Here is a 22358-nt window from a genome sequence, read left to right as displayed (position 1 = left end):
AGAGAGCTTCATGATCGACTCCCTCGGCGTCCCGCAGTCGCTGCTGCTGCTCGGCGGTACGTCCGACATCGCGCTGGCCATCGCTCGCCGGTACGCGGGCTCGCGGCCGCTCCGCGTGGTGCTGGCCGCCCGGGCCGGAGACCGGCGGGCCGATGCGGCCAAGGAACTGACCGGGCTCGGCTGCGAGGCGACCGAGGTCGACCTCGAGGCCCGGGATCCGGCCAGCCACGCGGCCACCATCGACGCGGCCTTCGCCGGTGGTGATCTTGATTGCGTGGTGGTCGCCTTCGGCGTGCTGGGCGAGGCCGAGCGGGCCTGGACCGATGCCGATCACGCGTTGGAGCTGGCGGAGATCAACTTCGCCGCCCCGGTGCATCTCGGCGTGCTGCTGGCCAACCGGATGCGCAGCCAGGGCCACGGCCGGATCATCGCGCTGTCCAGCGTCGCCGGCGAACGGGTCCGCCGCTCCAACTTCGTCTACGGCTCGACCAAGGCCGGGCTGGACGGCTTCTATCTCGGGCTGGGCGAGGCGCTGGCCGGGACCGGGGTCCGGGTGCTGGTGGTCCGGCCGGGCTTCGTGAAGTCGAAGATGACCGACGGCCTGTCGCCGACCCCGCTGTCCTCCACCCCGGAGGAGGTCGCCGAGGCCGCGACCGACGGGATCCGGCAGGGCAAGGAGCTGATCTGGGTGCCGGGGCCGTGGCGGATCGTGATGTCGATCCTGCGCCACGTGCCGCGTCCCATCTTCCGGAAGCTGCCCATTTAGGGTTAGGACAAGGCTGTACGGGGGTCCAACCGAGGAGGTCGCGTCATGCACGATCCGTTGAGTTCGTACGACCTGGTCCACGACGAGTTGGATCAGGCTCGGGAGTCCGGGCATCAGGTCGACGAGCTGGCCGAGCGGTTCGCCGCCACGGCCCGGGACGACTCCGACGCGCTGGACCGGCTGTATTTCGAGATCCTGATGTCCGACCGGCGCCGGGACTGGCCGTACGCGGAACCGGAGGGCCTGGAGCCGATCCTCGCCACGCTGCCCGAGGATCCCGCCGATCCGTTGCCGGGTCCGGACGTGCTGGCCGACAGGGTCAAGGGCGGCTGGCTGGGCCGGATCGCCGGCTGCAACCTCGGCAAGCCGGTGGAGAACGGTGATCACTGGACCACCGACCGGCTGAAGGACTATCTGATCCGGGCCGAGGCGTGGCCGCTGCGGGACTACGTGCCGGTGCTCGACCCGATGCCGGAGGGCTTCAAGCTGCTGGGCAACTGGACCGAGACCACCCGCGGCCGGGTCAACGGGTCCGCCCGGGACGACGACATCGACTACCCGATCCTCGGACTGCACCTGCTCGAGCAGCACGGCTGGCAGCTGAGCCCGCGCAAGGTCGCCGATGGCTGGCTGCACCTGCTTCCGTACGCGCAGACCTACACGGCGGAGCGCGCCGCGTACCGGAATCTGCTGGTGCCGACCGCGATCGACAAGGTGGCGATCAGCCGGAACCCGTACCGGGAATGGATCGGGGCGTTGATCCGCGGCGACATCTTCGGCTGGACCAACCCCGGCGATCCGCGCCGCGCGCTGACGCTGGCGTTCCAGGACGCGTCGCTGTCACACGTGGCCAACGGCGTCTACGGCGAGCTCTGGTCGGCCGCCGTCGTCGCCGCCGCCTTCACCGCGCCGACCGTGCGGGACGCGTTCGACCGGTCGCTGCGGTCGGTGCCGCCGCGGTCCCGGTTGTACGAGGCGCTGACCGCGGTGCAGAGCATGCGGGACGAGCAGTTGACCTGGGACGACGCGATCACGCGGATCCAGCAGCGCTGGGGCCACTACGGCTGGGTGCACACGATCAACAACGCCGCGATCATCGCCGCCGGCCTGCTTTGGGGCGAGGACGACTATTCGGCGACGGTCGGGCTGACCGTCCAGGGCGGCTGGGACACCGACTCCAACGGCGCCACCGCCGGCTCGGTCGCGGGCGTCGTCCTCGGCGCGGACAAGCTCCCGGCCCACTTCATCGAACCGCTCCAGGACCGCACCCGCTCCGCCCTCTTCGGCTTCGACAACTCGGTCATCTCCACCCTCGCCACCCGCACGGTGACCCTGACCGAAACCCTCCGCACCACCCGCCCCGCTGACCCGCGCTGACCCAGCCGCAAACGCGGCAGTTCCAGTCATCCGCGGCAGTTGCAACTGCCGCGGATGACTGGAACTGCCGCGTTTGTCGTCGGTCAGGGATTCAGCGCGGAGGCGAGGGACTTCAGGTAGGCGTCGAGGGACCAGGTCAGGGAGAGCGCGGTGGGTGGGGAGCCGGCGGCGACCAGGGGGCGGCCGACGATCGGGGCGTAGCCGTCGCGTTCGATCTGCGGCAGGTTCTTGATCGACGGGCGGGCCAGGGTGGCTTGCAGCGAGGCGTCGGTCTCGGCGTAGATCATCAGCACGTCGCTGACCAGCGTGTCCGCCTTCTCGTAGCTGACGCTGCCGTAGAAGCCCTCGCCCTCGCCCGGCAGCTCGGTGACCACCGGCGGCACGGTCAGGCCCAGCTCGGTCAGGAACTCGACCCGCGGGTCGGTTTCCTTGTACACATAGAGTTGCCGACCGTCGTCCATCAGCGTGATCACGCTCTTCCCGGCCAGCTCCGGGTGTCGTTGCCCGGCGTCCTTGATCACGGTCGAGATCTCGGCCAGCACGTCCGTGGCCTGCTGCGACCGGCCGAGCACCTGGCCGACGGTGGTCACCACGTCCCGCCACGGCGTCGACCACGGCTGATCGGGATAGGCGATCGTCGGCGCGATCGCGGACAGCTTCTCGTAGTCCTCCGCGGTGATCCCGGAATACACGGCCAGAATCACGTCCGGGGTCGCGGCCGCGATCTCCTCGAACGGGATCGTCGTGCCGCCGTCCGGATTGGACAACAGGGTCGGCGTCTCGGCGCCCAGCTCGGCGAGCTGGTCCGCGTTCCACGGCAGCACCTGGTCCGCGTTGCCGCCATACACGGCGGCCGGGACCGCCACCGGCACGACACCGAGGGCGAGCGCGGCGTCGGTGCTGCCCCAACCCCAGGTCAGCACCCGCTCCGGCGCCCGGTCGAGCGTCGTCTCCCCGAGGGCGTGCCGAACGGTCAGCGGAAAACCCTGCTGCCCGGCGCCGGATCCCGGCTCGGGTTGGTCGGCCGGACCCCCCGAGCCACAGCCGGCCAGCGCGACCAGCAGTCCGAAGATCGCGGCAAAGACAACGGCAGAACGACGCATCAACTTCTCCCCCTTTGGTTAGGCATACCTAACTAACCTAGCGTACGGCGGCCGCGTCGCCGACCCCGATAGCCTCCGGGGATGTCTCACCTCCAGCGACTCCGGGCCGAGACTCGAATGTTGATCATGCTCACCGGCGTGCTGCTGCTGGGGATGATCGGGTGCACCCGGCCGGGACCTCCGCCGGCCTGGCAGACGCCGAGCCCGACCGGAACGGCCGACTATGCCGGTCCGGCGGCCCCGCGACTGCGGCTGTCCGAGGTCTGGCACCGTGATCGCGCGGAGCTGAAATCCGTCGCCGAGGTCAGCAAGATCGGACCCCGACTGGTGCTGCGCGGTTCCGACGCCGACGACCGGGGCACGATCATGATCATCGACGCGGCGACCGGCGCGGTGCTCTGGGACGACACCTCCCTGCCCGCGGAACTGTCGACCGGTCTCGGGCCGGTCGGCCCCGGGTCGGGGAAGGGCTGGGCGGACGGCGCCTGGGCCGCGGACGACGGTCGCGGCGGGGTGTTGATCTTGGCCTATCACCTGAAGCCCTGTGCGGACGACCCGGAGCGCTGTCAGAGCTCGCGGGTCACCCGGACCGCCGGGCACGGGCTGGTGGCGGTCTCGTTGACCGACCGGTCGGTGCGCTGGACCAGCGAGATCATTCCGTCGCGGGACCGGGATCGGGAGGACGCCGACCCGGAGGCGTTGCGACTGAAGCAGCGGGTCATCGGCGTCAGTGTCTCCGTGATCATCGCGATGACCTCCACCGCTGCCCCGGGGCGCGATCCTGGGCTGGCGACGATCGCCGTCGATCCCGTCACTGGGCAAGAACTCTGGCGGACCGAGCAGCTGCTGCCGTCGGCCGTCGAGGGTGATCGCGTGCTCGCTCTGGCCTCGCCGACGGAGATCGGCACCGGCACCCCGGTCGTCCTGGACGCCCGCAGCGGTTCGGAGATCGTACGACTCCCCGATCGGGACGCCGCCTGGTCGGCGATCGGGGACGGTCTGGCGACGATCACCCGGACCCGCGGCGACGAGCCGGAGCCGCCGCCGGTGATCGAATTGGCCGACGGCCGGACCGTGCTCGACCTGCCCCGGTCGCCCCTGGGATCCCTGGTGCTGTCGAGATCGGCCACGGGGCCCGTCGCCTGGTGGTACGACGACGAGGTGTTGCTGACCCAGTCCGCCGGCGACCTCGCCCCGCTGCGGGCGTCGCCGCCGGACACCGTCGAGCCCGGCGCCCTCCTGTCCGCCCGCGGGGACTATGCCTGGGCCGAGACGCCGCAGGGTCAACTCGCGTTGGATCGCACCGGCCAGATCCGCTCGGATCCGCTGCCGGACTCGGCCCAGCTGATCGGCAACGACCTGATCTTGGTCGATGGGTTCAACGGAAAACCCGGCCTGACCCTCCTCCGCATCGCCTGACCCTTGTTCGATCCCTGAGCCCGGTCGTGGTGTCGCGATAGCTCTTCGTGCGGAGCCAAACCCGCCATTGCCACGTGGAAACCTCCCGCACGAAGAGCTATCGCGACAACCAGCCAGGTGCACGCGGAGAGCGAAAAGACGCCGCCAAGGACGGGCGGGTTAGGGGGTTTCCTGGGAGCTCCGGCCGGGCGCCGGTTCCGCTGCGGTCGGCCGCAAAGTCAACAGACCGCCGTGACCCGCACGTCCTTGGCGCGTCTTTCCGGCCGTCAGGCCGAAACCCGGAGGGCACGTCGGGCCTGCCCTTCGACAGGCTCAGGGAACGAACAAGCGCCGACAGGCTCAGGGAACGAACAAGCGCCGACGGGCTCAGGGAACGAACAAGCGTCGACACGCTCAGGGAACGAACAAGATCACCCGGCGGAACTCGGACGGGGACATTCCCTCGTAGCGGCGGAAGACCTCGGCGAAGTGTTGGCTGAAAGAGAATCCGAGCCGGTAGCAGATGTCGGTGATCTTGCGGTCCGGGTCGGCCAGCAGGGCCCGGGCGCGGGCGATCTTGGCGCGCAGGATGTAGTCCTTCGGGCTCGTCCCGGTCGCCGCGCCGAAGGCGTCGTAGAACTGGGTCGGCGACATGCCGGAGGAGGCGATCAGATCATGGACGGTGAGCGGCCGGTCCAGCTCTCGGGTGACGTACGCCAGCGCCCGCCGCACGCCCGGCGGGACGGTCCGGGTCGGGCCGGCGTCCTCCTCGTCCCGCGCCCGCAGCAGGTCGAAGACGACGGTGGCGCACCAGGAACGTCGGGCGGCGGTCACCGTCCACCGATGATCATCCGGGTCGGCCAGGGCCCGGCCGAGCTGATCAGCCGCCGGTTCCGGCGCCGGCCAGGTCAGCCGGCTGCCGTCGGCCAGTTGGCGTACGGCCTCGTCCAGCGACCCCCGCCCGGCGCCGACCCGCGCGACCAGCCAGAACAGCTCGCCGCGCGGCTGGGCGTTCCCGGCGGTGACGTAGGCGGTGCCCGGCGCGATGGTGATCACCTGCCCCGGGACGACGTTCACCACCCGGGCGTCCAGGTTGAACTCGACGTCGCTGCGCACCGGCAGCGCGAGCACCAGCAGGGTGGCGTGCCGCTGCGGCGGCATCGGGTCGCGGGCGCTGAGATAGCGGTAGCGGCCGAGGCTGACCAGCGGCCCGTCACCCTGCAGGTCGACGATGGTTCGCTCCGCCGTGCAGCGAAGATCGGGGGTGTCCCGATCGATGACCGGGCTGTGCTCGGCTCCGATGCCCACTGCGGGAAACCTCCGGTGGAAGAAGGTGGACGCCCTGGCTGATCAACGAATCCTACGATCCGTTCTCATGGAGACGACAACCGATGCCCTGCTCGACGGGTTCGAACGCGACGGCTACGTCGTCATCGACAGCCTGCTGAGCAGTGACGAGGTCGCCCGGTATCGGGCCATCTACGACCGGTTCCTGTCCGGCGAGATCGAGGCCGGTGACAAGCGTTCCGACCTCGGTGCCGGCAGTGATCAGCAGACCGCGGCGGAGAACATCACCCAGATCATGTGGCCGTCCGCGCTCCATCCCGAGATCCTTCAGCTGCCGCTGCATGATCGGGCGCTGCGGATCGCCCGGAGGTTGATCGGCGACGATGCCGAGCTCGACTTCGACATGTTGATCAACAAGGCACCCGGCTCGGCCACTCCGACCCCCTGGCACCAGGACGCCGGTTATTGGATCGACCTGCCGGACGATCGTGCCGCGTCGATCTGGGTGTCGCTGGACACGGCGACCATCGACAGCGGCTGCATGTGGTACGTCGCCGGGTCGCACCGCGGACCGGTCCGGAGCCACTGGCCGGCCGGCAAGGGCGGCGGCGCGATCGAGTGCGAAGGGTCCGAGGACGAGCCCGGCGCGACGGCGGTGCCGCTGGTGCCGGGTGCCGCGGCCGCCCACGCCGGCCGGACGCTGCACTACTCGCGCGGCAACACCACCGTCGACAGCCACCGACGGGCCTACATCCTCAACTTCCGGCCCGCCGCGATGATCGCCCTGGAGCGCGAGCAGGGCATGGATCACGGACAGACCGACAACGTCCGGCTGGTCCGCAACGCCGGGGCCGCCGAGGAGAATGACTGACCCAGCTCGAACACCGAAGATCACCGACAGCCAAGGCTCCTGACCCCCAAGGTGGCTTGACCCATGACCCATTCGGGCCCGACCGATCCCGATCCGATCCGCGCCGTCGTCGTCGGCGCCGGACATCGCGGCGTGCTGTACGCGAGCTATGCCCTCCAAGCTCCCGCGGAGTTGATCATCACCGCGGTCGTCGACCCCGACCCGGTCCGCCGCGACCGGTTGGGCCGCGATCACTCCCTGCCGCCGGAACGGCGCTACGCATCGCTGACCGACCTGCCGCCGGCCGGGATGATCGCCGACGTCGCCATCGACGCGACCATGGACGCCGATCATGTGCCCACCGCCGAATGGCTGCTCAGGGCCGGCTATCCGGTGCTGCTGGAGAAGCCGATCGCCGGCACGTCGGCGGCGGTGCTGTCGCTGGCCGAGACCAGCCGCCGGACCGGGCAGTTGCTGATGATCTGTCACGTGCTCCGCTACTCGCCGTTCTACGTCGAGGTGAAGGAGCGGCTGCTGTCCGGCGAGCTGGGCGAGATCATCAGCATCGAGCTGTCGGAGTACGTCAGCTTCGATCACCTGGCCGCCGCGTACGTCCGCGGCCGCTGGGCCAACTCGACCCGTTCCGGCTCGGGCATCCTGCTGTCCAAGAGCTGCCACGACGTCGACCTGATGGCCTGGCTCTGCGACGACCGGCCGGCCCGGGTGGCCAGCGCCGGCTCGCGACGGCTGTTCACCGCCGAGCGAGCGCCCGAAGGCGCCGGCACCCGGTGCGTCACCGACTGCCGGATCGAGGCGACCTGTGCCTATTCGGCGCGGCGGCAGTATCTCGAGCTCGGCGTTTGGGGCACGTACGCCTGGGAGGGCCTGGAATCGCTCGGGCCCGAGCCGACCCCCGAGCAGAAGTTGATCTCCCTGGGCACCGACAATCCGTACGGCCGCTGTGTCTGGCACAGCGACAACGACGTGCTGGACCGGCAGACCGTCTCGGTCGAGTTCAACAACGGGGCGCTCGGCGTCTTCACCCTGGTCGGCAACTCCGCCCTCGGCAACCGCACGATCGATATCGTCGGAACGTTGGGCGAGCTGTCCGGCTCGCTGGAGACCGGCGAGCTCCGGCTGCGCACGATCAACAGCTCCGGTGATCACCAGTACGATGAGCGGATGATCAAGACCGACGTGGCCGGGCTGGCCCACGGCGGCGGGGACATGAAGCTGGTTGCCGACTTCGTTCGGGCCGTCCGCGGCGAGCCGGTCAGCGTGTCCAGCACCCGGATCGGCAACTCGATCGACGGCCATCTGATCGTCTTCGCCGCCGAACGGGCCCTGGCCGAGCGACGCTGGGTCGACCTGGCCGAATTCGACACCGCCTCGACCTGAGCGCTGCCGCTCGGCCTCACCAACTCCCGACTCAGAGGGATCATCGATGCCCCAGAACTTCGCCGTCGTCTTCCCCCACTCCGACGACCTGACGATCTTCGCCGGTGGTCTGGTCCGGCAGCTGGTGCTGGCCGGCGACACCGGCTACTTCATCAAGATCACCAACGACGACAAGGATTCGTACGACCTGTCGCCCGGTGAGACGATGCGCCGGATCGAGCTGGAGACCGAGCAGGTCGCCGCGGCACTCGGCCTGACCAAGGTGTACGGCCTCGGCTACCAGAACCACTATCTGCAGCACGGTCAGCTGATCGAGCTCCGGCACCGGCTGATCACCCTGTTCCGGTTCCTCCGGATCGACACCGTGATCAGCTTCGATCCGTGGGCCAGGGTCGAGGAGAACCCGGATCACACGCTGACCGGGCTGGCGGTCGAGGCGGCCTGCTGGATGGCCGGCCGCGGCCATGACCTGCCCGAGCTGATCGATCTCGGGCTGGAACCGAGGGCGGTCGGGCACAAGTACTACGCCGCACGCGACCCGCAACTGCTCGATCACCCGGTGGATGTGACCCCGGTCCTGGCCGACAAGCGGGCCGCGCTGCGACTGCACCGGACCCCGATGGACCGAATGTGGCGGGAGCACCTCGCCGATCATCCGGATCGGCCGGTGACCCTGGAGGAGTTCATCGAGTCCTCGTTCCTGGAGCTTGATGATCATGGTCGGCATCTGGAGCAGTTCCGCTACCTCGGGCCCCGCGAGTCCGAGAAGAAGGGTGTCTGATGAGTCTCTACGCCGACCTCGGCCTCCGGCCGGTGATCAATGCGCGCGGCACGCTGACCGTGCTCGGCGGCAGCGTGATGGACCCCGCGGTGCTGCAGGCGATGACGGAGGCGTCGACCGCGTTCGTCGATCTGGTCCTGTTGCAGCGGCGGGCCGGCGAGCGGATCGCCGGCCTGCTCGGCGTCGAGGCGGCCTGCATCACCTCGGGCGCCGCGGCCGGGCTGACGATCGCCACCGCCGCCCTGATGGCCGGCGACCGGATCGACGCGATCCGCGCCCTGCCCGACACGACCGGGCTGCGTGATCAGGTCGTCGTGCTGAAGAGCCACCGGATCCTCTACGACCAGGCGGTGCTGCTGGCCGGAGCCCGGTTCGTCGAGGTCGGTGTCACCTCGGCGGCGACCCCGGAGCAGGTCGCTGCGGCGATCACCGACCGGACCGCCGGCCTGTTCTTCGTCGAGGAGGCGTCGACCATGCGCGGCTCGCTGCCGCTCGGCGAGCTGATCACCCTCGCTCATGATCGCGGCGTCCCGGTGCTGGTCGACGCGGCCGCCGAGCTCCCGCCGGCCGACAACGTGCGTCACTATCTGGACCTCGGGGCCGACCTGGTCGTGTTCAGCGGCGGCAAGGAGATCGGCGGACCGCAGTCCTCCGGTCTGATCGTCGGCCGCGAGCCGTACGTCGGCCACTGCCACGCGAATTCCTTTCCGCAGCACGGCATCGGCCGCGGCATGAAGACGGACAAGGAGACCATCGCCGGCCTGGTGAAGGCGGTCGAGCTCTGGGTCGGCCGCGACTACGACCTGATCTTCGAGCAGTGGAACGCCGTCGTCGACACGGTCCTGGAGCGCTTCGCCGGCATCCCGGAGCTCACCGTGGAGCGCGGCTTCCCCACCGAGCCCGGCATCCAGCCCACCGTGATCCCCCGCGCCTACCTGACCCACGCCACCCGCCCCGCCGCCGACCTCCAGACCGCCCTACTCGACCGTGATCAACCCGTCGCCGTCGGCATCGAGAACGGCCGCCTCGCCGTCAACCCCCAGTGCCTCAAGCCCGACGAGGTCCCGATCCTGATCACCGCCCTGCAGGAGCTGTTCGTTCCCTGAGCCTGTCGAAGGGCAAGCCCGGAGTCATCGAGGCTGCCCTTCGACAGGCTCAGGGAACGAACAAGCCCTAGCGGAGGGATTCGGTGAGGACGCGACCTTCGGAGGCGGCGGGCGGGTCGATGCCGAGGATGGCCGACATGGTGGCGGCGAGGTCGATGTGGCGTGGTGCGCGCGGCTCGGCACCGGGCTTGATCGCCTTGCCGGACAAGATCAACGGGATGGCCAGCTCGGACCGGCTGCCGTGCCGGCCGTCGGATCCCTCGGCCGGCGGAGTCATGGCCAGCGCGTACGGCTCCTCGAACTCCAGCACCAGCTGCCCGTACTGCGGCGCCATCCGGAGCTTCGCCTGATCAGCCTTGGTCAGGATCGCGGCGATCCCGGTCACCGCGCCCAGGGCTTCCTCGGCCCGGCGCACGGCGGCCGCGTCGGCGCCCAGCTCGCCGAACAGGTGGACCGAGCCGATGCTGCCGCCGGAGACCAGCACCACGTCGGTGTCCGGCGAGGTGGGCGAGCCGCCGGAGCCGAGCACTTCGGGCCGGAAGCCGGCGCCGGTCAGGGCCGCGATCACCTGCGGGCCGAGCGGCTTGTTCCAGGTGGTCATCCCATGATCGGCGGTCACCACCCAGGTGGTGCGGGCGAACAGGCGAAGATCACGGACCGCGTTGATCAGCCGGCCGATCGCGGCATCGGTCTCACGCAGGGTGGCGAGCATCCGCGGATCGTTGGGGCCCCAGCTGTGCCCGTCACCGTCGACATCGCTGGAGTAGATCGCCAGGAAGTCCGGTCGCCGAGGCAGCGTCACCTGGGTGCCGCCACTGTTCACCGGCTCACCGCTCAACATGGCGATCGCGTCATCCACCCGCGCGTCGATCCGACCGCCCGGCTGGGTGTACAGGCCCTCAAGATCGCCGTACGCAACGCCCTTGTCCTGCAGGATGAACCACTGGGCCGAGCCCATCAGGACGCCCTGCCGGCGCCACGCCTGGCCCAACCCCTCGACCGCACTGTCGCGACTCTGGCCACGGGCGACCCCGGCCGCCTCGTCGTAGAAGTAGGCGGCGTTCCGGGTCCGGTCGGGATAGGCGCCGCAGGAGATCGCGGTCCAGGACTGGTTGGTGATGGTGGCCATCACGCCGGTGCTGGTGGCCAGCGAACCGCGCCGGATCAAGGATCGCAGCGCCGGCAACGGCACCCGGCCGTCCAGATAGTCGATGTCGAATCCGTCGAGTCCGATGAAGATCAACAAGTCTCGTTCGGCGGCCTGGGCGGGGGTCGCGGTCAGTGCCAGGGATGCGGCGACGGCTCCCCCGAGCACAGACCGCCGGGTCAGGGCAGTCGGCATTCCGGCACTCTAGTGCCGTTGCGCCACGAGAGACAGACCTCGACGCGACCGCTGGACGACCAACGGTGAAACTCCGCCGATCATCCGGGCTCTCTCATCGCACCGCCGACGGATGATCATGATCCGCGGCCAGGTGATCGGCCTGCCGCTCCAGCCAGGTCTGCCAACGCGCTCGCAGCCGGTCGAGTCGGGAGTCATCGAGGTCGCCGTAGATCCGGCCCATCAGGTTGATCGACAGCGGCCGGTCGACGCCCATCGAGAAGCAGGAGATCGCGATCAGCGCCGGGTGCGGAGCCTCGGCCCGGAGCAGCAGATAGCCGTCGCCGGCATACTCGACGACCCCGGTCAGCTCCGGTGCCTCCGCCGCCGTCCGGAAGGAACGGCCGGCCACCCGATCCGCGCCCGGCAGGCCCAGCCGGGTGAACAACCGATCGGCCGGAGCGACGCGGTCGGCCGGCGCCGGATCGATCAGGGTGATCAGATCCAGCGCCCGGACCGGCCGGCCGGTGAAGCGGCGCAGGTAGGCCCGCAGCACCAGCAGCGTCATCCGCCAGCCCTCGACCGCGCTGTCGACCAGGTCCTCCCATTCCTCACCGGCGTCGGCGAAGCCGCAGACCACCCGGACCACGCAGCTCCCACCGGACCGCGCCTCGACCAGGATCTCGGTCGCCAACGGCGAGGGCGCCCCGGGCATCGCCGCGGCGTAGCCGAACGAACGCGGCGGATCCCAGGAGGCGACCACCACGGCCACGGTCGGCGCGAACGGCTCGCGATGGATGATCATTTCGCCGCCCTCGGCCGGCTCGATCTCGGCGGCGAACGTCCAGCCGGACTGTCCCGCTCCGGTCGCGATCGCCTGCCAGACCTCCTCCGGGGTGCCCGGCACCTCGATCATGGTTTCGCCGTAGCGCCCGGAACTTTGATCACTCGTCGCGGACTCGTCGGTCATGCCGGATCCCCTTTCGGCTCGGTCTCGGCACCGGCGGGCATCGGATGGACGGCGATGATCATCCGTTGCCAGCGGCCGCCGGCGGCCTGCTCGTCGTGGTACTTCGCCGCCAGCCGGGTGACGGTGGTCGTCAGCTCCTCGGCGAAGGCGGCGCGATCGGCCGGCCTGGCGAACCGGATCGCGGTGTCCAGTCCGTACACGGGCAGCCGGCTGCGCCGGCGGGCCGCGGTGCGGGTCAGCTCGGCCAGCTCGCGGATCAGCCGGGCAGCCAGAGCGATCAGGTACGACACCGACAGCCGATCCCGGATCCCGTACGGGCCTCCACCGGCCGCCCCGCCCAGGGCCGTCGGCGACACCACGTAGCCGGCGGCCGTCGCGACCAGTCGACGCTCGGTCAGTCCACCCCAGGTGCGGTTCTCGGCCACCTCGACCAGCCCGTGAGCCTCGAGCTGGCGCAGATGGTAGTTGATCTTCTGCCGCGAGATCCCGACCCGGACCGACAGCTCCGCCGCCGAAGCCGGCTCCCGCAGTTCACCCAGCAACCGCGCCCGCCCCGGATCCAACGCCACCACCGCAGCCGCCGGATCCGTGATCACCTCGATGTCGTCCACTCCTTCACCCCACCATTGACAACTTTCCCTGTCAATCCCGTCGGCACAGTGTTGTGGTCTGAGGGGCGGCGGGTATGCAGATTCGGGATTCTGGGGTGCTGACAGCGGGGATTGCTGGAGGTGCGAGGCGTCGTTTGAAGTTGTTTGCTGCAATGGTCATTGCGCTGGGAATCGTTCTCGCGCTGAGTGTTACGGGAGGTACTGCCATGTCTGATCCTGGTGGTCATCCGACCGATCGAGAGGCTGCTCAGCTGAAGCTGCGGCCGACCGGTGAAGCGGTTTATGCCTACACAGACACCAGCGAGCACGCGAAAGCGCATCTGACAGAGGTTGGTCTCGACACGACGGAGATGGTCGTGTGGGTTCGCTGGGTAGGCGGGGTCCTGGACCCGGCCACCGACGCGGCCTTCGCAGCAATCACAGCCGAGACGGGGATCGACATCAAGATCATCCCGAGCCGCTTCTCTCGGGAAGACCTGCTCGCCGCGATGCATGAGCTTCACCGAACCCAAAAGACGGTTCTGACAGCGGAAGATGATGGCGATGGGATCGTCGCTACGGTCGACCGGGGATCAAGCCTGGAAGGCCGACCCGCGGAAGTGTCGCCTCCAGGAAAAAGAAGCCTCGGGATCCCGGTGAGATACGAGCACGGAGATGCCGATCCGTTGGCGACTCGTCAGAACGAAACGTGATGACCAGTTGCGCCGGAGGGTCCCACTGGAGGGCATCTCAGTTCTGACAAGTCGGCGGAAAGTGGGTTCAGCGGCGACAGCGGTCCAGGCGGAGGGCGAAGTCGGTGAGGAACTCGCGGCGCCAGGTGGCGATGGTGCCGGCGCCGGGCCAGGGGTGGATGGCCGCGGCCGGGGTTTGATCATCGCACCACCAGTTCGGCCGGTCCGGGTCCGGCACGCGCCACCGCCGCTCCGGCGGCGGTGCCGCGGTGAACGCGCCCTGCAGCCCGGTCAGGTCCGGATGGCTGCTCTCGATCCGGTACGGGATGAGTTTCGCGTCCCGCGGCGCGTAGCGGAACCGCAGCGAATCACCGAGCTCGACGGCCACCGCGAACGGGCCGTGCAGCCGGTTGTCCAAGATCATCTGGGTCGTGTCCCGGCTGCCGTAGCCAGCGGGCTGGGGCAGCACGAACTCGACGGTGCCGTACGCCTCGACCAGGTCCGCGGCCGTGGTGAGCCGGTCGAAGATCGTCTTCCGGCCGCCCCAGACCGGGATGAAGCGACCGCCCCAGCTGGGCTGCGCGGGATCCTGCGGCCCGTGCAGCAACCAGGTGACGGTCGGGCTGTCGCCCATCTTCAGTCCCGGCAACTGCCGGGCGAAGAAGTCACCGAGCGCCCCGTGTCCGGCGACGTGCTCGGCGACGAAGGCGCGGTTGTCGAGCTCGTCGTCGCAGAAGAAGCCGCGGTAGGTCGAGTTGGATTCGATGATCATCAGACCGGGGTGGTGGGTCGCGACGTAGTCGTACGCGTCGATGCCCCACAGCTTGTTGGGGCCGCCGATGAAGTGCACCCGGAGCCGCGGCTCGATGTCGGGAGCGTCGTGCAGCGCCTGGGCCAGGTCGTCGATGCCGCCCCAGATCAGGACGTCCAGCGGCCGCGGATCGGGCCGGCGGGCACAGCTGACGATCAACTCCGAGCCCTCGGTCGGGTGGTCAGCGAAGCCGCGGTGATCAGCGGTCTCCAGCGCCCCCTGCCGGACAATCGCGCACAGGGCCTCGGGCTCCGGGTAGTGATCGGAATGCGTACGCAGCGCCGGGAAATCGGCCCGGTAACAGTCCAGGACGGTCACGATGTCCGAACTCCGGCCGGCCCCGTACGGCGAGGACACCAGGCCCTCGAGGTCGAACCGGTCGGCGTACACCAACAGGTGCACCAGCGACTGGAAATCGTCCGGGTCGGTGCCGCCGACGTCGGTCGACACCAGCACCCGCGGCCTGATCATGGCGACTCAGGAGTGATCGTCGAGCAGGCTTGGCAGCAGGGCCCGCTGCACGATCCGTTGCGCCGCCAGGGCGTCGTGCCGGCTCTGCGCCTCGGCCAGCGCCTCCTCGTCCAGCACGTCCAGCGCCCGGTGCACGCCCTTGAGGAAGGTGATCGCCTGTTTGGCCGCCTGCACGCTGTCCTCGCGGAACGGAAACTGATCAAGCTGCCAGACGCCCTGCCAGTTGTTGCGGCGCAGGGTGTGGAAGAACTCGAAGGTCTCGATCAGATGCACCGAGCCGACCACCATGTCGTCGTCCCAGCCGCGCAGGTTGTCGTTGACGTCGATCGCGAACAGCCGGCCGTAGTCGATCGCCAGCTGGGCGGCGTCGGCCGGAGTCTCCTGCCCGTACAGGGAATGGCCGAAGTCGAGCAGGATGCCGAGGTTGGGCAGGCCGATCTTCTCGATCCCGAGCAGGGTCCGGGCCACGTTCGGGAAGATGATCTTGACCCGCGGCTCGCGCGGCTTGTATTCGATCACGAACTTGATCTCCGGGTGGGCCGAGACGAGCTCGGTCAACCCGTCCAGGGCGAGCTGCCAGGCATCGTGGTAGTTGACCTGGAACGGATAGTCCCAGCCGTCCTGGCCGGGCCACAGCTTGACGTAGTCGCAGCCGAGTTCCTGCGCCACCGCGGTCGCCTCGTGCAGCAGCCGCATGGCCTGGGCCCGGACCGCCGGGTCGGGATGGGTGAGCGAGCCCTTGACGAAGTCCCGGGTGTAGATCTCCGGCGTGATCGCGATCGCCCGCAGCCCGTTGCGTTGCAGCGCCGCCCGGATGTCGTCCAGCGTCCCGTCGAATCCGACGAAGGGATAGTTCAGGTCGACCACCGCCAGCTCGCCGACCGCGCCGGCCCGGTCGATCTGCTCCAGCAGCCCGACCTCGGGGCCGTAGCCGTCGGTGGCGTAGCGATCCTTGTAGGTCGCGAAGTGCCAGATGCCCGCACCGAAGATCGGCAGCTCACTCATCGATTCCACTCCTTGATCATCTTCATCCGGTCATCCCTTGGTCGCGCCGGCGGTCAGGCCGCTGACGATGTAGCGCTGCAGCAGGGTGTAGACCACCAGGATCGGCACCACCGCGATCAGGATCCCGGCCGCCTGGCCGGTGTTGTTGTTGGCGAACTGGCCCTGGAAGTTCAACAGCCCGACCGGAATGGTCTTCGACTGATCGGAGTTGAGCACGATCAGCGCCATCAACAGCTCGTTCCAGGTCGCCACCGCGTCGAGGATCGCCACGGTGACCAGAGCCGGGGCGGACAAGGGCAGCATGATCGTGAAGAAGATCCGGGCCTCGCCCGCACCGTCGATCTTGGCCGCCTCGACGATCTCGTGCGGGACCTGCCGGAAGAACGACTGCAGGATCAGCACCTCGAACGGGATCCCGAAGGCCAGGTAGGGCCCGACCAGGCCGAGCAGATTGTCGGTCAGCCCGGCCGATCGGAGCATGATGAAGATCGGCACGATCGCGATGTAGATCGGGATGGTCAGCCCGAGGAACACGGTGAACATGATCGCCCGCCGGAACCGCAGCCGCAGTTTCGCCAGCGCGTACGCCAGCATGGCCGAGATCAGCACGCCCAGTGGGACCTTGATCATGGTCAGGATCAGACTGTTGCGGTAGGTCGCGGAGAAGTTGCCGATCCCCCAGGCGTCGACGAAATTGGCCGTCGTGACCTGGCCGGGCCAGGACAGCGGGCCGGCGGAGAGGAAGTCCGACAGCGGCCGGATCGCCGTCGTCACCAGCAACACCAGCGGCGAGATCCAGATCAGCGCGGCGACCACCAGCAGGGCGGTGATCACGAGCCCCGCACCACCGCGGCCGGAACGCCGCCCGGCCCTGCTGGACCGGTCCAGTTCCTCGGCCGGCGCCGGGCCGGGTGGGGCGATGGTCGTCATCGTGCCTCCCGGGTCTGCGACAGCACGTACGGGATGCCGACGGCGACCGCGGCGAGGGTGACCACGACCGCGATCGCGGTGCCGTAGCCGGCCTGGTAGTACTGGAAGACGTTCGCATACATCCAGGTGCCCATCACCTGGGTCGCGGTGCCCGGACCGCCGTAGGTCATCGCGTAGATCAGGTCGAAGACCTTGAACGAATCGATCAGTGACAGGGCGATCACGATCGCATGGGCCGACCGCAGGCCGGGCATGGTGACATGCCAGAACTGTTGCCATGGTCCGGCGCCGTCGACCGTCGCGGCCTCGTACAACTCCTCCGGAATCCCTTTCCGAGCAGCGAGATAGAGCAGCATCGGAAACCCGGCCCGAAGCCAGATGGCCGGCACCATCACCGCCCCGAGGGCGGTGGAATCCTGGCCGAGCCAGGGTTGCGCCAGGAAGCCGAGACCGATCAACCGCAGCGCCTCGTTGATCGCCCCGTCCTGCGGATCGTAGAGCCAGCCCCAGATCGAGGCGATCGAGACCAACGGCAATACGGCCGGGGTGTAGAAGATCAACCGGAGCACCGGCTTCGCCCGCGCCTTGCCGTTCAGGGCCAGGGCCAGCCCGAGACCGAGCAGCACCGGGACGCAGAGCGTCACCACCGTCCAGAGGACGTTATTGCGCACGGCGGTCGCGACCACGGGATCCCGGGCCAGAGCCAGGTAGTTCTCCAGCCCGGTGATCGTGTAGCCGGGGCTCAGGCCGTCCCAGTCGGTGAAGCTGAACCAGAGCGAGGACAGCGCCGGATAGACCAGGAAGATCACATAGACCGCGAGCGCCGGCAGCGCGAACAGCCACGGCGTGAGTCCGCCACGACTAGCGCGCCGCGGAGCCGGCTTCGCGGGCCTGGTCATGATCGCCACGATGGCCGATCACTCCTTGGCCCAGGCCGACACGATCTCCTGCATCCGTTTCGCCGCCGCGGCCGGCGTGATCGCCCCCTGCAGGATGTCGCTCTGCACGGCGAAATACTGATCGGCCTGCTTCTTCGGAAACGCCTGGTCCTGGATCGTGTAGAACGGATGCGTCCGCCGGATCTCCGCCCACTGCGAGGCCAGCGGGGCGTCCGCGGGATCGGGCTCGGCCCCCTTCACCGTCGAGGAACCGATCTTGAGCGCCTGCTGGGTCTCCGGCCGGACGATGAAGTCGAGCAGCTTGGCGGCGTTGGCCGCGTTGCCGGACCGGGCGTTGATCATGTAACCCTCGACGAAGCCGGAGAAGCGCAGCACGTCGTGATCGGTGGGCAGCAGGAAGGTGCCGAACTCCGACGACTTCTTGCCCGAGGCGGCGATGTTGCCGGCCTCCATCCAGATCCCGGTGATCGTGTAGGCGGTCTTGCCCTGGATGAAGGTGGGCTCGATGTCGGCCGGATCGAGACCCAGTGCACCCTCCGGGACCCAACCCGAGTCCTGCCATTTCTTGAACAGGGTGAACGCCTGCACCACTTCGGGCGTGTCCCAGGACGCGTCGCCGGTCAGGAGTTGATCATGGAGCTCGGGTCCGGCGGTGTGCTCCAGCAGATACTCGAACAGCCGCATGATGTGCCAGCCGTACTTGCCGCCGAGGCCGGCCGGCGTGACCCCCGCGGCGACCAGCTTCTCGTTCAGCTCCTCCAGCTCCGCGTACGACTGCGGATCCGCGTCGATCTTGGCCTTCGCGAAGATCTCCTTGTTGTACCAGAGCCCCACCGCGGCGGCATTGAACGGAACGCCGGCCTTCAGCCCGTCGAACGTCATCCCGTTGATCGCGTTCGGGTCGATCCGGTCGGCCCAGCCGTACTGGTCGTAGTACGGGCTCAGATCGGCGGCCTGCTTGGCCGTCGCGAACGGCGAGCCGATCTGGCCGCCCCAGATCCGCCACACATCCGGGCCCTTGCCGCCGAGCAACTCGGTCCGGAGCTTGTCCGGGTAGAGCGCGGCACCGGAGCCGGGCAGGCTGTCGACGGTGGTGGTCAGCTTGGCCTCGGCGTCGAAAGCCGCCACCTGCTCCTTGAAGCTGTCGATCGTGGTGTCGGCCTCGTACGTGAACAGTCGCAACTCGTTGGAGGTGGGGGCCGGCTGGCCGGCGCCACCCCCGACCGAGCCGGTGCAACCGCCGGCGAGCAGAGCCGCCGCGGCGCCGGACAGGCCGAGAAAGGCCCGTCGATCGAATCCTGGGTTCATGACACGTCTCCTTTGTCGATGTCATCGAAGGGTGATCAGGTGATCAGCCGTTCGCGGCCTTCCGGGCGAAGCGGTTGATCTTGGCGAACATGTCCTCCAGCAGGAAGCGGGTGTCGACCGATTCACAGACCCGGATCGGGTGACCGGAGCCGGGCACGTGGTGTCCCTCCGCGCCGAACCGCGGCGCGGGCCGGACCCGGAAGTTTCCGCTGTTGGGATAGAGCATCAGCGAGATCGCCGGCGAGTCACCGAGCGACCGGGACTCGATCGGCTCGGGGTGGGTCGCGGCGTTCCACTCCTTCAGTTGCCGGATCAGATACTCACCGAGCGGGCCGGCCTCGCCGATCTTGTCGTCCAACTCGGCGTAGGAGACCGAGACCATCCGGTAGACGTTGTTCGGGACCTGCCAGACCGTGATGCCGGAGTCGAAGACGACGTTGGCCGCCGCGATGTCGTTGGACAGGTTGAACTCGACCCGGGATCCGGCGTCGAGGCCGGAATGATCGATCCCGCCGATCCAGATCACGACGACCTCGCGGTCGACGATGACCGGATCGAGCAGGATCGCCGAGGCCATGTCGGTCAGCGGGCCGAGAAACGAGACATACAAGGGATCTCCGGCCCCAGCCAGCTTCGACTCCTCGATGATCAACCGGGCGCCGGGAGAGTCGGCCGGGGTGGCCTCGTCCGGGATGGCGGCCGCGGCCCCGTTCGCGACCGGGATCGAACCGGTCATCCCGAGCAGGTCGAGCAGCAGGTCGATCTCCTCCCGGGAATCCGCCATGCTGCGGTCCGACCGCCGGGTGCCGAAGTGGGCCGGGATCAGGCCGCGGATGTCGAATGTCGGCGACAGCAGTCCGTGCACGATGGCGAACTGATCATCCGCCTCGTTCTTGGCATCGGTGTTGATGATCACTCGACGGCGGCGCTCCGGCATCGCTGCTCCTGTCCGTGGATAGTGGTGCGTGAATATCCATTCAGTATTGTATGCTTGCCCATTGATAGTCTCCCGGCTGATGCCGGGGCGTCAAGGTGATGGACCCGATCGAGCCGGACCAGGGAGGTCGACGGTGGCCACAGCCGAGCCGGTGATCATGGCGATCGACCAGGGCACGACGAATTCCAAGGCCGTCGCCGTCACCGCGGCCGGTGCCGTGGTCGGCCGGGGATCGGCCGCGGTCCCGATCCGCAACCCGGCCCCCGGTCTGGTCGAGCAGGACGCGGACGAGCTCTGGCAGTCGGTGCTGGTCGCGATCGAGGTCTGCCGGGCCGAGCAGTCCGGACCGGTCCGGGCGTTGGCGATCTCCAACCAGCGCGAGTCCGTCGTCGTCTGGGATCGAGACACCGGCCGACCGCTCGGGCCGGTGATCAGTTGGCAGGACACCCGGACCGCCGACGACTGTGCCCGGCTGATCGCCTCGCCGGGCGCCGACGTGCTGGTCCGACAGCGGACCGGGCTGCGGATCGACCCGATGTTCTCCGCGCCCAAGCTCGCCGCTTTACTCCGCTCCGCCACGGATCCCGTGAGGGCGATCGCCGTCGGCACCGTCGACTCCTGGCTGATCTGGCGGCTGACCGGCGGCCATGATCATCTCGGCGAGGCCGGCAACGCTTCCCGGACCCTGCTGTACGACGTGGCCGCGCTGGGCTGGTCGGCCGAGCTGCTCGACCTGTTCGGGATCCCGGCCGAGCGGCTGCCGACGGTGATCACCTCCGACGCGACGATTCCGACCGGCATCGACCTGCCCGGGATCGACGGTCGGCCGCCGATCGCCGCCGTGCTGGCCGACTCCCACGCCGCCCTCTACGGCCAGGGCGGCACCACGGCCGGGACCGCGAAGGCGACCTACGGCACCGGCAGCTCGGTGATGATGCCGGTGCCCCGGTTCAGTCCGGACCCGTCGCCGGTGCCGACGACGCTGGCCTGGTTGACCGACCGGCCGACGTACGCGAGGGAGGGCAACATCGTCTTCTCCGGCGCCTCGCTCGCCTGGCTGACCCGGCTGCTCGGCCTGCCGTCGGTGGCCGACCTGCTCACCCTCGCGGCGAGCGTGCCGGACAGCGCCGGGGTGAGCTTCGTGCCGGCGTTCGGTGGGCTCGGGGCACCGCACTGGCAGCGCGACGCCGAGCCGACGTTCACCGGCCTGACCGCGGCGACGACGCGGGAGCAGCTGGCCCGGGCCGGCGTGGACGCGGTGGCCCACCAGGTGGCCGACGTCGTCGAGGTGATCATCGAGGAGGGCACGGCGATCAAGGAACTCCGGGTGGACGGCGGGGTGACCGCGTCCGCCCTGGTGATGCAGACCCAGGCCGACCTGCTCGGGATCGGCGTCCGGGTCGCGGGCGTCGCCGAACTCTCCGCCGTCGGCGCAGCCCGCATGGCCTGGGCCGGCCTCGGCGCCGAAGCCCAATGGCCGACCGCGGACCCGGCCGCCCGCGAGTTCGTACCGTCGATCACCGCCGACGAACGGAAAACCCGCCGCGCCCACTGGCGCCGAGCCCTCCCCCGCCCCTAGAACCCCGACTTGTCAGAACTAGGGCACGCCCTGGCGTCCCCTAGTTCTGACAAGTCGGGGTTGCCACCCGCACGACCCCCTGAAGGCCGAGGGTGACCGACGGATCAGGCGGTGACTACGGCGTACGCGAAGCCGTCCCAGCCCTTGCTGCCGACGAGCTGGATCGCGGTGGCCTCCAGCCGCGGCTCGGCGGCGATCTTCTCCAGCACCTCGCGGCTGGCCCGGGACGCGGCGTCGGTCGTCTCCGGATCGGCGATCCCGCCGTGCCGGACGACGTTGTCGACGATGATCACCGAACCGGGCCGGGTCAGCCGTAGCGCCCAGTCCAGGTAGTTGGAGTTGTTGGGCTTGTCGGCGTCGATGAAGACGAGGTCGAACGGCTCCGGCTGCTCCTCGGCCAGGACCGGCAGGCTGTCCAGCGCCGCGCCGACCCGGATCTCGACCCGGTCCGCAACGCCCTTGCGCTGCAGGTTGGCGGCGGCCACCTCGGCGTGCTTGGGCTCGTACTCCAGCGTGATCACGCGGCCCTCGGCGCCGACCGCGCGGGCCAGCCAGAGGGTGCTGAACCCGCCGAGTGTGCCGATCTCCAGCACCCGGCGGGCGCCGGTCGACAACGCGATCAGGTGCAACAACTTGCCCTGCACCGGCGACACGTCGATGGCCGGCAGCCCGGCCTCGGCGTTCGCCCGGAAGACGTCGGAGTCCTGATCACCGACCAGTGTGTCGACGAGATAGCGGTCGACCTCGGCCCATTCGGCATTCGTCATGCCTGCAGTCTT

At 69.2% G+C, this 22358-nt stretch carries 21 protein-coding genes; 9 read left to right on the top strand and 12 right to left on the bottom strand.

The features are described 5' to 3' along the window. Nucleotides 1-10: 10 nt before the first annotated feature. Nucleotides 11-766: a decaprenylphospho-beta-D-erythro-pentofuranosid-2-ulose 2-reductase gene (dprE2, locus tag FNH24_RS15765; RefSeq protein WP_152363163.1), complete on the top strand. Its 756-nt coding sequence runs from the start codon at nucleotides 11-13 to the stop codon at nucleotides 764-766. Between the two features lie 45 nt (nucleotides 767-811). After that, nucleotides 812-2143: an ADP-ribosylglycohydrolase family protein gene (locus tag FNH24_RS15760; RefSeq protein WP_217428252.1), complete on the top strand. Its 1332-nt coding sequence runs from the start codon at nucleotides 812-814 to the stop codon at nucleotides 2141-2143. 83 nt (nucleotides 2144-2226) lie between these two features. On the opposite strand, the gene FNH24_RS15755 is transcribed toward FNH24_RS15760, so the two are convergent. Further along, a complete protein-coding gene (locus tag FNH24_RS15755) occupies nucleotides 2227-3246 on the bottom strand; it encodes an ABC transporter substrate-binding protein (RefSeq protein ID WP_152363162.1) in 1020 nt (339 codons plus the stop codon). A gap of 81 nt (nucleotides 3247-3327) precedes the next feature. On the opposite strand from FNH24_RS15755, the gene FNH24_RS15750 reads away from it, so the two are divergent. Continuing rightward, nucleotides 3328-4665, top strand: a complete 1338-nt coding sequence (locus FNH24_RS15750; RefSeq protein WP_152363161.1) for a hypothetical protein — start codon at nucleotides 3328-3330, stop codon at nucleotides 4663-4665. 393 nt (nucleotides 4666-5058) lie between these two features. Here the strand turns inward: FNH24_RS15750 and FNH24_RS15745 are convergent, their stop codons facing one another. Then, entirely contained in the window at nucleotides 5059-5952 is an 894-nt protein-coding gene (locus FNH24_RS15745; RefSeq protein ID WP_152363160.1) for a helix-turn-helix transcriptional regulator, read from the bottom strand. 67 nt (nucleotides 5953-6019) lie between these two features. On the opposite strand from FNH24_RS15745, the gene FNH24_RS15740 reads away from it, so the two are divergent. The 4 genes from FNH24_RS15740 to FNH24_RS15725 all read left to right on the top strand — a co-directional run bounded on the left by FNH24_RS15740 (nucleotide 6020) and on the right by FNH24_RS15725 (nucleotide 10066). After that, nucleotides 6020-6802 (top strand): phytanoyl-CoA dioxygenase family protein, encoded by a 783-nt coding sequence (locus FNH24_RS15740; protein ID WP_152363159.1) that lies wholly within the window; start codon nucleotides 6020-6022, stop codon nucleotides 6800-6802. 63 nt (nucleotides 6803-6865) lie between these two features. Beyond that, the gene (locus FNH24_RS15735) at nucleotides 6866-8179 is read left to right on the top strand and encodes a Gfo/Idh/MocA family oxidoreductase (protein ID WP_152363158.1); all 1314 of its coding nucleotides are present in this window, start codon (nucleotides 6866-6868) and stop codon (nucleotides 8177-8179) included. Between the two features lie 46 nt (nucleotides 8180-8225). After that, nucleotides 8226-8960 (top strand): PIG-L deacetylase family protein, encoded by a 735-nt coding sequence (locus tag FNH24_RS15730; protein WP_152363157.1) that lies wholly within the window; start codon nucleotides 8226-8228, stop codon nucleotides 8958-8960. Next, a complete protein-coding gene (locus FNH24_RS15725; RefSeq protein ID WP_152363156.1) occupies nucleotides 8960-10066 on the top strand; it encodes an aminotransferase class V-fold PLP-dependent enzyme in 1107 nt (368 codons plus the stop codon). Before FNH24_RS15730 ends, FNH24_RS15725 begins: the two co-directional genes overlap by 1 nt. 67 nt (nucleotides 10067-10133) lie before the next feature. Here FNH24_RS15725 and FNH24_RS15720 read toward each other — a convergent pair whose 3' ends face one another. From FNH24_RS15720 to FNH24_RS15710, 3 genes are all read right to left on the bottom strand, one after another. Then, nucleotides 10134-11408, bottom strand: a complete 1275-nt coding sequence (locus tag FNH24_RS15720; protein WP_152363155.1) for an alkaline phosphatase family protein — start codon at nucleotides 11406-11408, stop codon at nucleotides 10134-10136. A gap of 94 nt (nucleotides 11409-11502) precedes the next feature. After that, the gene (locus FNH24_RS15715; protein ID WP_152363154.1) at nucleotides 11503-12357 is read right to left on the bottom strand and encodes an SRPBCC family protein; all 855 of its coding nucleotides are present in this window, start codon (nucleotides 12355-12357) and stop codon (nucleotides 11503-11505) included. Further along, nucleotides 12354-12968, bottom strand: a complete 615-nt coding sequence (locus tag FNH24_RS15710; protein ID WP_152363153.1) for an ArsR/SmtB family transcription factor — start codon at nucleotides 12966-12968, stop codon at nucleotides 12354-12356. The genes FNH24_RS15715 and FNH24_RS15710 overlap by 4 nt, the downstream gene beginning before the upstream one ends. A gap of 74 nt (nucleotides 12969-13042) precedes the next feature. On the opposite strand from FNH24_RS15710, the gene FNH24_RS15705 reads away from it, so the two are divergent. Beyond that, nucleotides 13043-13660 carry a hypothetical protein gene (locus tag FNH24_RS15705; RefSeq protein ID WP_152363152.1) on the top strand — a complete coding sequence of 206 codons (618 nt, stop codon included), beginning with the start codon at nucleotides 13043-13045 and terminating at the stop codon, nucleotides 13658-13660. Nucleotides 13661-13727: 67 nt separating this feature from the next. Here FNH24_RS15705 and FNH24_RS15700 read toward each other — a convergent pair whose 3' ends face one another. From FNH24_RS15700 to FNH24_RS15675, 6 genes are read right to left on the bottom strand one after another with little or no spacing between them, the layout of a single operon-like run. Continuing rightward, complete coding sequence (locus FNH24_RS15700; protein WP_152363151.1) at nucleotides 13728-14921, bottom strand: DUF1593 domain-containing protein; 1194 nt, start codon at nucleotides 14919-14921, stop codon at nucleotides 13728-13730. A gap of 6 nt (nucleotides 14922-14927) precedes the next feature. Further along, a complete protein-coding gene (locus tag FNH24_RS15695; protein WP_152363150.1) occupies nucleotides 14928-15926 on the bottom strand; it encodes a sugar phosphate isomerase/epimerase family protein in 999 nt (332 codons plus the stop codon). Between the two features lie 30 nt (nucleotides 15927-15956). Beyond that, nucleotides 15957-16856: a carbohydrate ABC transporter permease gene (locus FNH24_RS15690; protein WP_152363149.1), complete on the bottom strand. Its 900-nt coding sequence runs from the start codon at nucleotides 16854-16856 to the stop codon at nucleotides 15957-15959. Next, the gene (locus FNH24_RS15685) at nucleotides 16853-17755 is read right to left on the bottom strand and encodes a carbohydrate ABC transporter permease (RefSeq protein ID WP_152363148.1); all 903 of its coding nucleotides are present in this window, start codon (nucleotides 17753-17755) and stop codon (nucleotides 16853-16855) included. Before FNH24_RS15685 ends, FNH24_RS15690 begins: the two co-directional genes overlap by 4 nt. An 18-nt stretch (nucleotides 17756-17773) precedes the next feature. Continuing rightward, nucleotides 17774-19063: an ABC transporter substrate-binding protein gene (locus tag FNH24_RS15680; protein ID WP_152363147.1), complete on the bottom strand. Its 1290-nt coding sequence runs from the start codon at nucleotides 19061-19063 to the stop codon at nucleotides 17774-17776. Nucleotides 19064-19106: 43 nt separating this feature from the next. Continuing rightward, nucleotides 19107-20000 (bottom strand): nucleoside hydrolase, encoded by an 894-nt coding sequence (locus tag FNH24_RS15675; RefSeq protein WP_152363146.1) that lies wholly within the window; start codon nucleotides 19998-20000, stop codon nucleotides 19107-19109. A gap of 133 nt (nucleotides 20001-20133) precedes the next feature. Between FNH24_RS15675 and FNH24_RS15670 the strand changes: the two genes are divergently transcribed. Further along, entirely contained in the window at nucleotides 20134-21579 is a 1446-nt protein-coding gene (locus FNH24_RS15670) for an FGGY family carbohydrate kinase (RefSeq protein ID WP_161606150.1), read from the top strand. A 104-nt stretch (nucleotides 21580-21683) separates the two neighbouring features. Here the strand turns inward: FNH24_RS15670 and FNH24_RS15665 are convergent, their stop codons facing one another. Next, a complete protein-coding gene (locus tag FNH24_RS15665) occupies nucleotides 21684-22346 on the bottom strand; it encodes an O-methyltransferase (protein ID WP_152363144.1) in 663 nt (220 codons plus the stop codon). Nucleotides 22347-22358: the final 12 nt, after the last annotated feature.

Origin of the sequence: Microlunatus speluncae (assembly GCF_009299835.1) — a bacterium.
GTDB lineage: Bacteria > Actinomycetota > Actinomycetes > Propionibacteriales > Propionibacteriaceae > Microlunatus > Microlunatus speluncae.
The sequence above is the reverse complement of the archived record's forward strand: the minus strand, read 5'-3'. Positions and strand labels throughout refer to the sequence as shown.

Bases quoted from the DNA above. Each gene is read 5' to 3' on its own strand.
- FNH24_RS15690 (WP_152363149.1), bottom strand. From the start codon at position 16,856: ATGACGACCATCGCCCCACCCGGCCCGGCGCCGGCCGAGGAACTGGAC.
- FNH24_RS15675 (WP_152363146.1), bottom strand. From the start codon at position 20,000: ATGCCGGAGCGCCGCCGTCGAGTGATCATCAACACCGATGCCAAGAAC.
- FNH24_RS15760 (WP_217428252.1), top strand. From the start codon at position 812: ATGCACGATCCGTTGAGTTCGTACGACCTGGTCCACGACGAGTTGGAT.
- FNH24_RS15735 (WP_152363158.1), top strand. From the start codon at position 6,866: ATGACCCATTCGGGCCCGACCGATCCCGATCCGATCCGCGCCGTCGTC.
- FNH24_RS15755 (WP_152363162.1), bottom strand. From the start codon at position 3,246: ATGCGTCGTTCTGCCGTTGTCTTTGCCGCGATCTTCGGACTGCTGGTC.
- FNH24_RS15750 (WP_152363161.1), top strand. From the start codon at position 3,328: ATGTCTCACCTCCAGCGACTCCGGGCCGAGACTCGAATGTTGATCATG.
- FNH24_RS15665 (WP_152363144.1), bottom strand. From the start codon at position 22,346: ATGACGAATGCCGAATGGGCCGAGGTCGACCGCTATCTCGTCGACACA.
- FNH24_RS15715 (WP_152363154.1), bottom strand. From the start codon at position 12,357: ATGACCGACGAGTCCGCGACGAGTGATCAAAGTTCCGGGCGCTACGGC.
- FNH24_RS15730 (WP_152363157.1), top strand. From the start codon at position 8,226: ATGCCCCAGAACTTCGCCGTCGTCTTCCCCCACTCCGACGACCTGACG.
- FNH24_RS15685 (WP_152363148.1), bottom strand. From the start codon at position 17,755: ATGACCAGGCCCGCGAAGCCGGCTCCGCGGCGCGCTAGTCGTGGCGGA.
- dprE2 (WP_152363163.1), top strand. From the start codon at position 11: ATGATCGACTCCCTCGGCGTCCCGCAGTCGCTGCTGCTGCTCGGCGGT.
- FNH24_RS15725 (WP_152363156.1), top strand. From the start codon at position 8,960: ATGAGTCTCTACGCCGACCTCGGCCTCCGGCCGGTGATCAATGCGCGC.
- FNH24_RS15720 (WP_152363155.1), bottom strand. From the start codon at position 11,408: ATGCCGACTGCCCTGACCCGGCGGTCTGTGCTCGGGGGAGCCGTCGCC.
- FNH24_RS15700 (WP_152363151.1), bottom strand. From the start codon at position 14,921: ATGATCAGGCCGCGGGTGCTGGTGTCGACCGACGTCGGCGGCACCGAC.
- FNH24_RS15695 (WP_152363150.1), bottom strand. From the start codon at position 15,926: ATGAGTGAGCTGCCGATCTTCGGTGCGGGCATCTGGCACTTCGCGACC.
- FNH24_RS15680 (WP_152363147.1), bottom strand. From the start codon at position 19,063: ATGAACCCAGGATTCGATCGACGGGCCTTTCTCGGCCTGTCCGGCGCC.
- FNH24_RS15740 (WP_152363159.1), top strand. From the start codon at position 6,020: ATGGAGACGACAACCGATGCCCTGCTCGACGGGTTCGAACGCGACGGC.
- FNH24_RS15705 (WP_152363152.1), top strand. From the start codon at position 13,043: ATGCAGATTCGGGATTCTGGGGTGCTGACAGCGGGGATTGCTGGAGGT.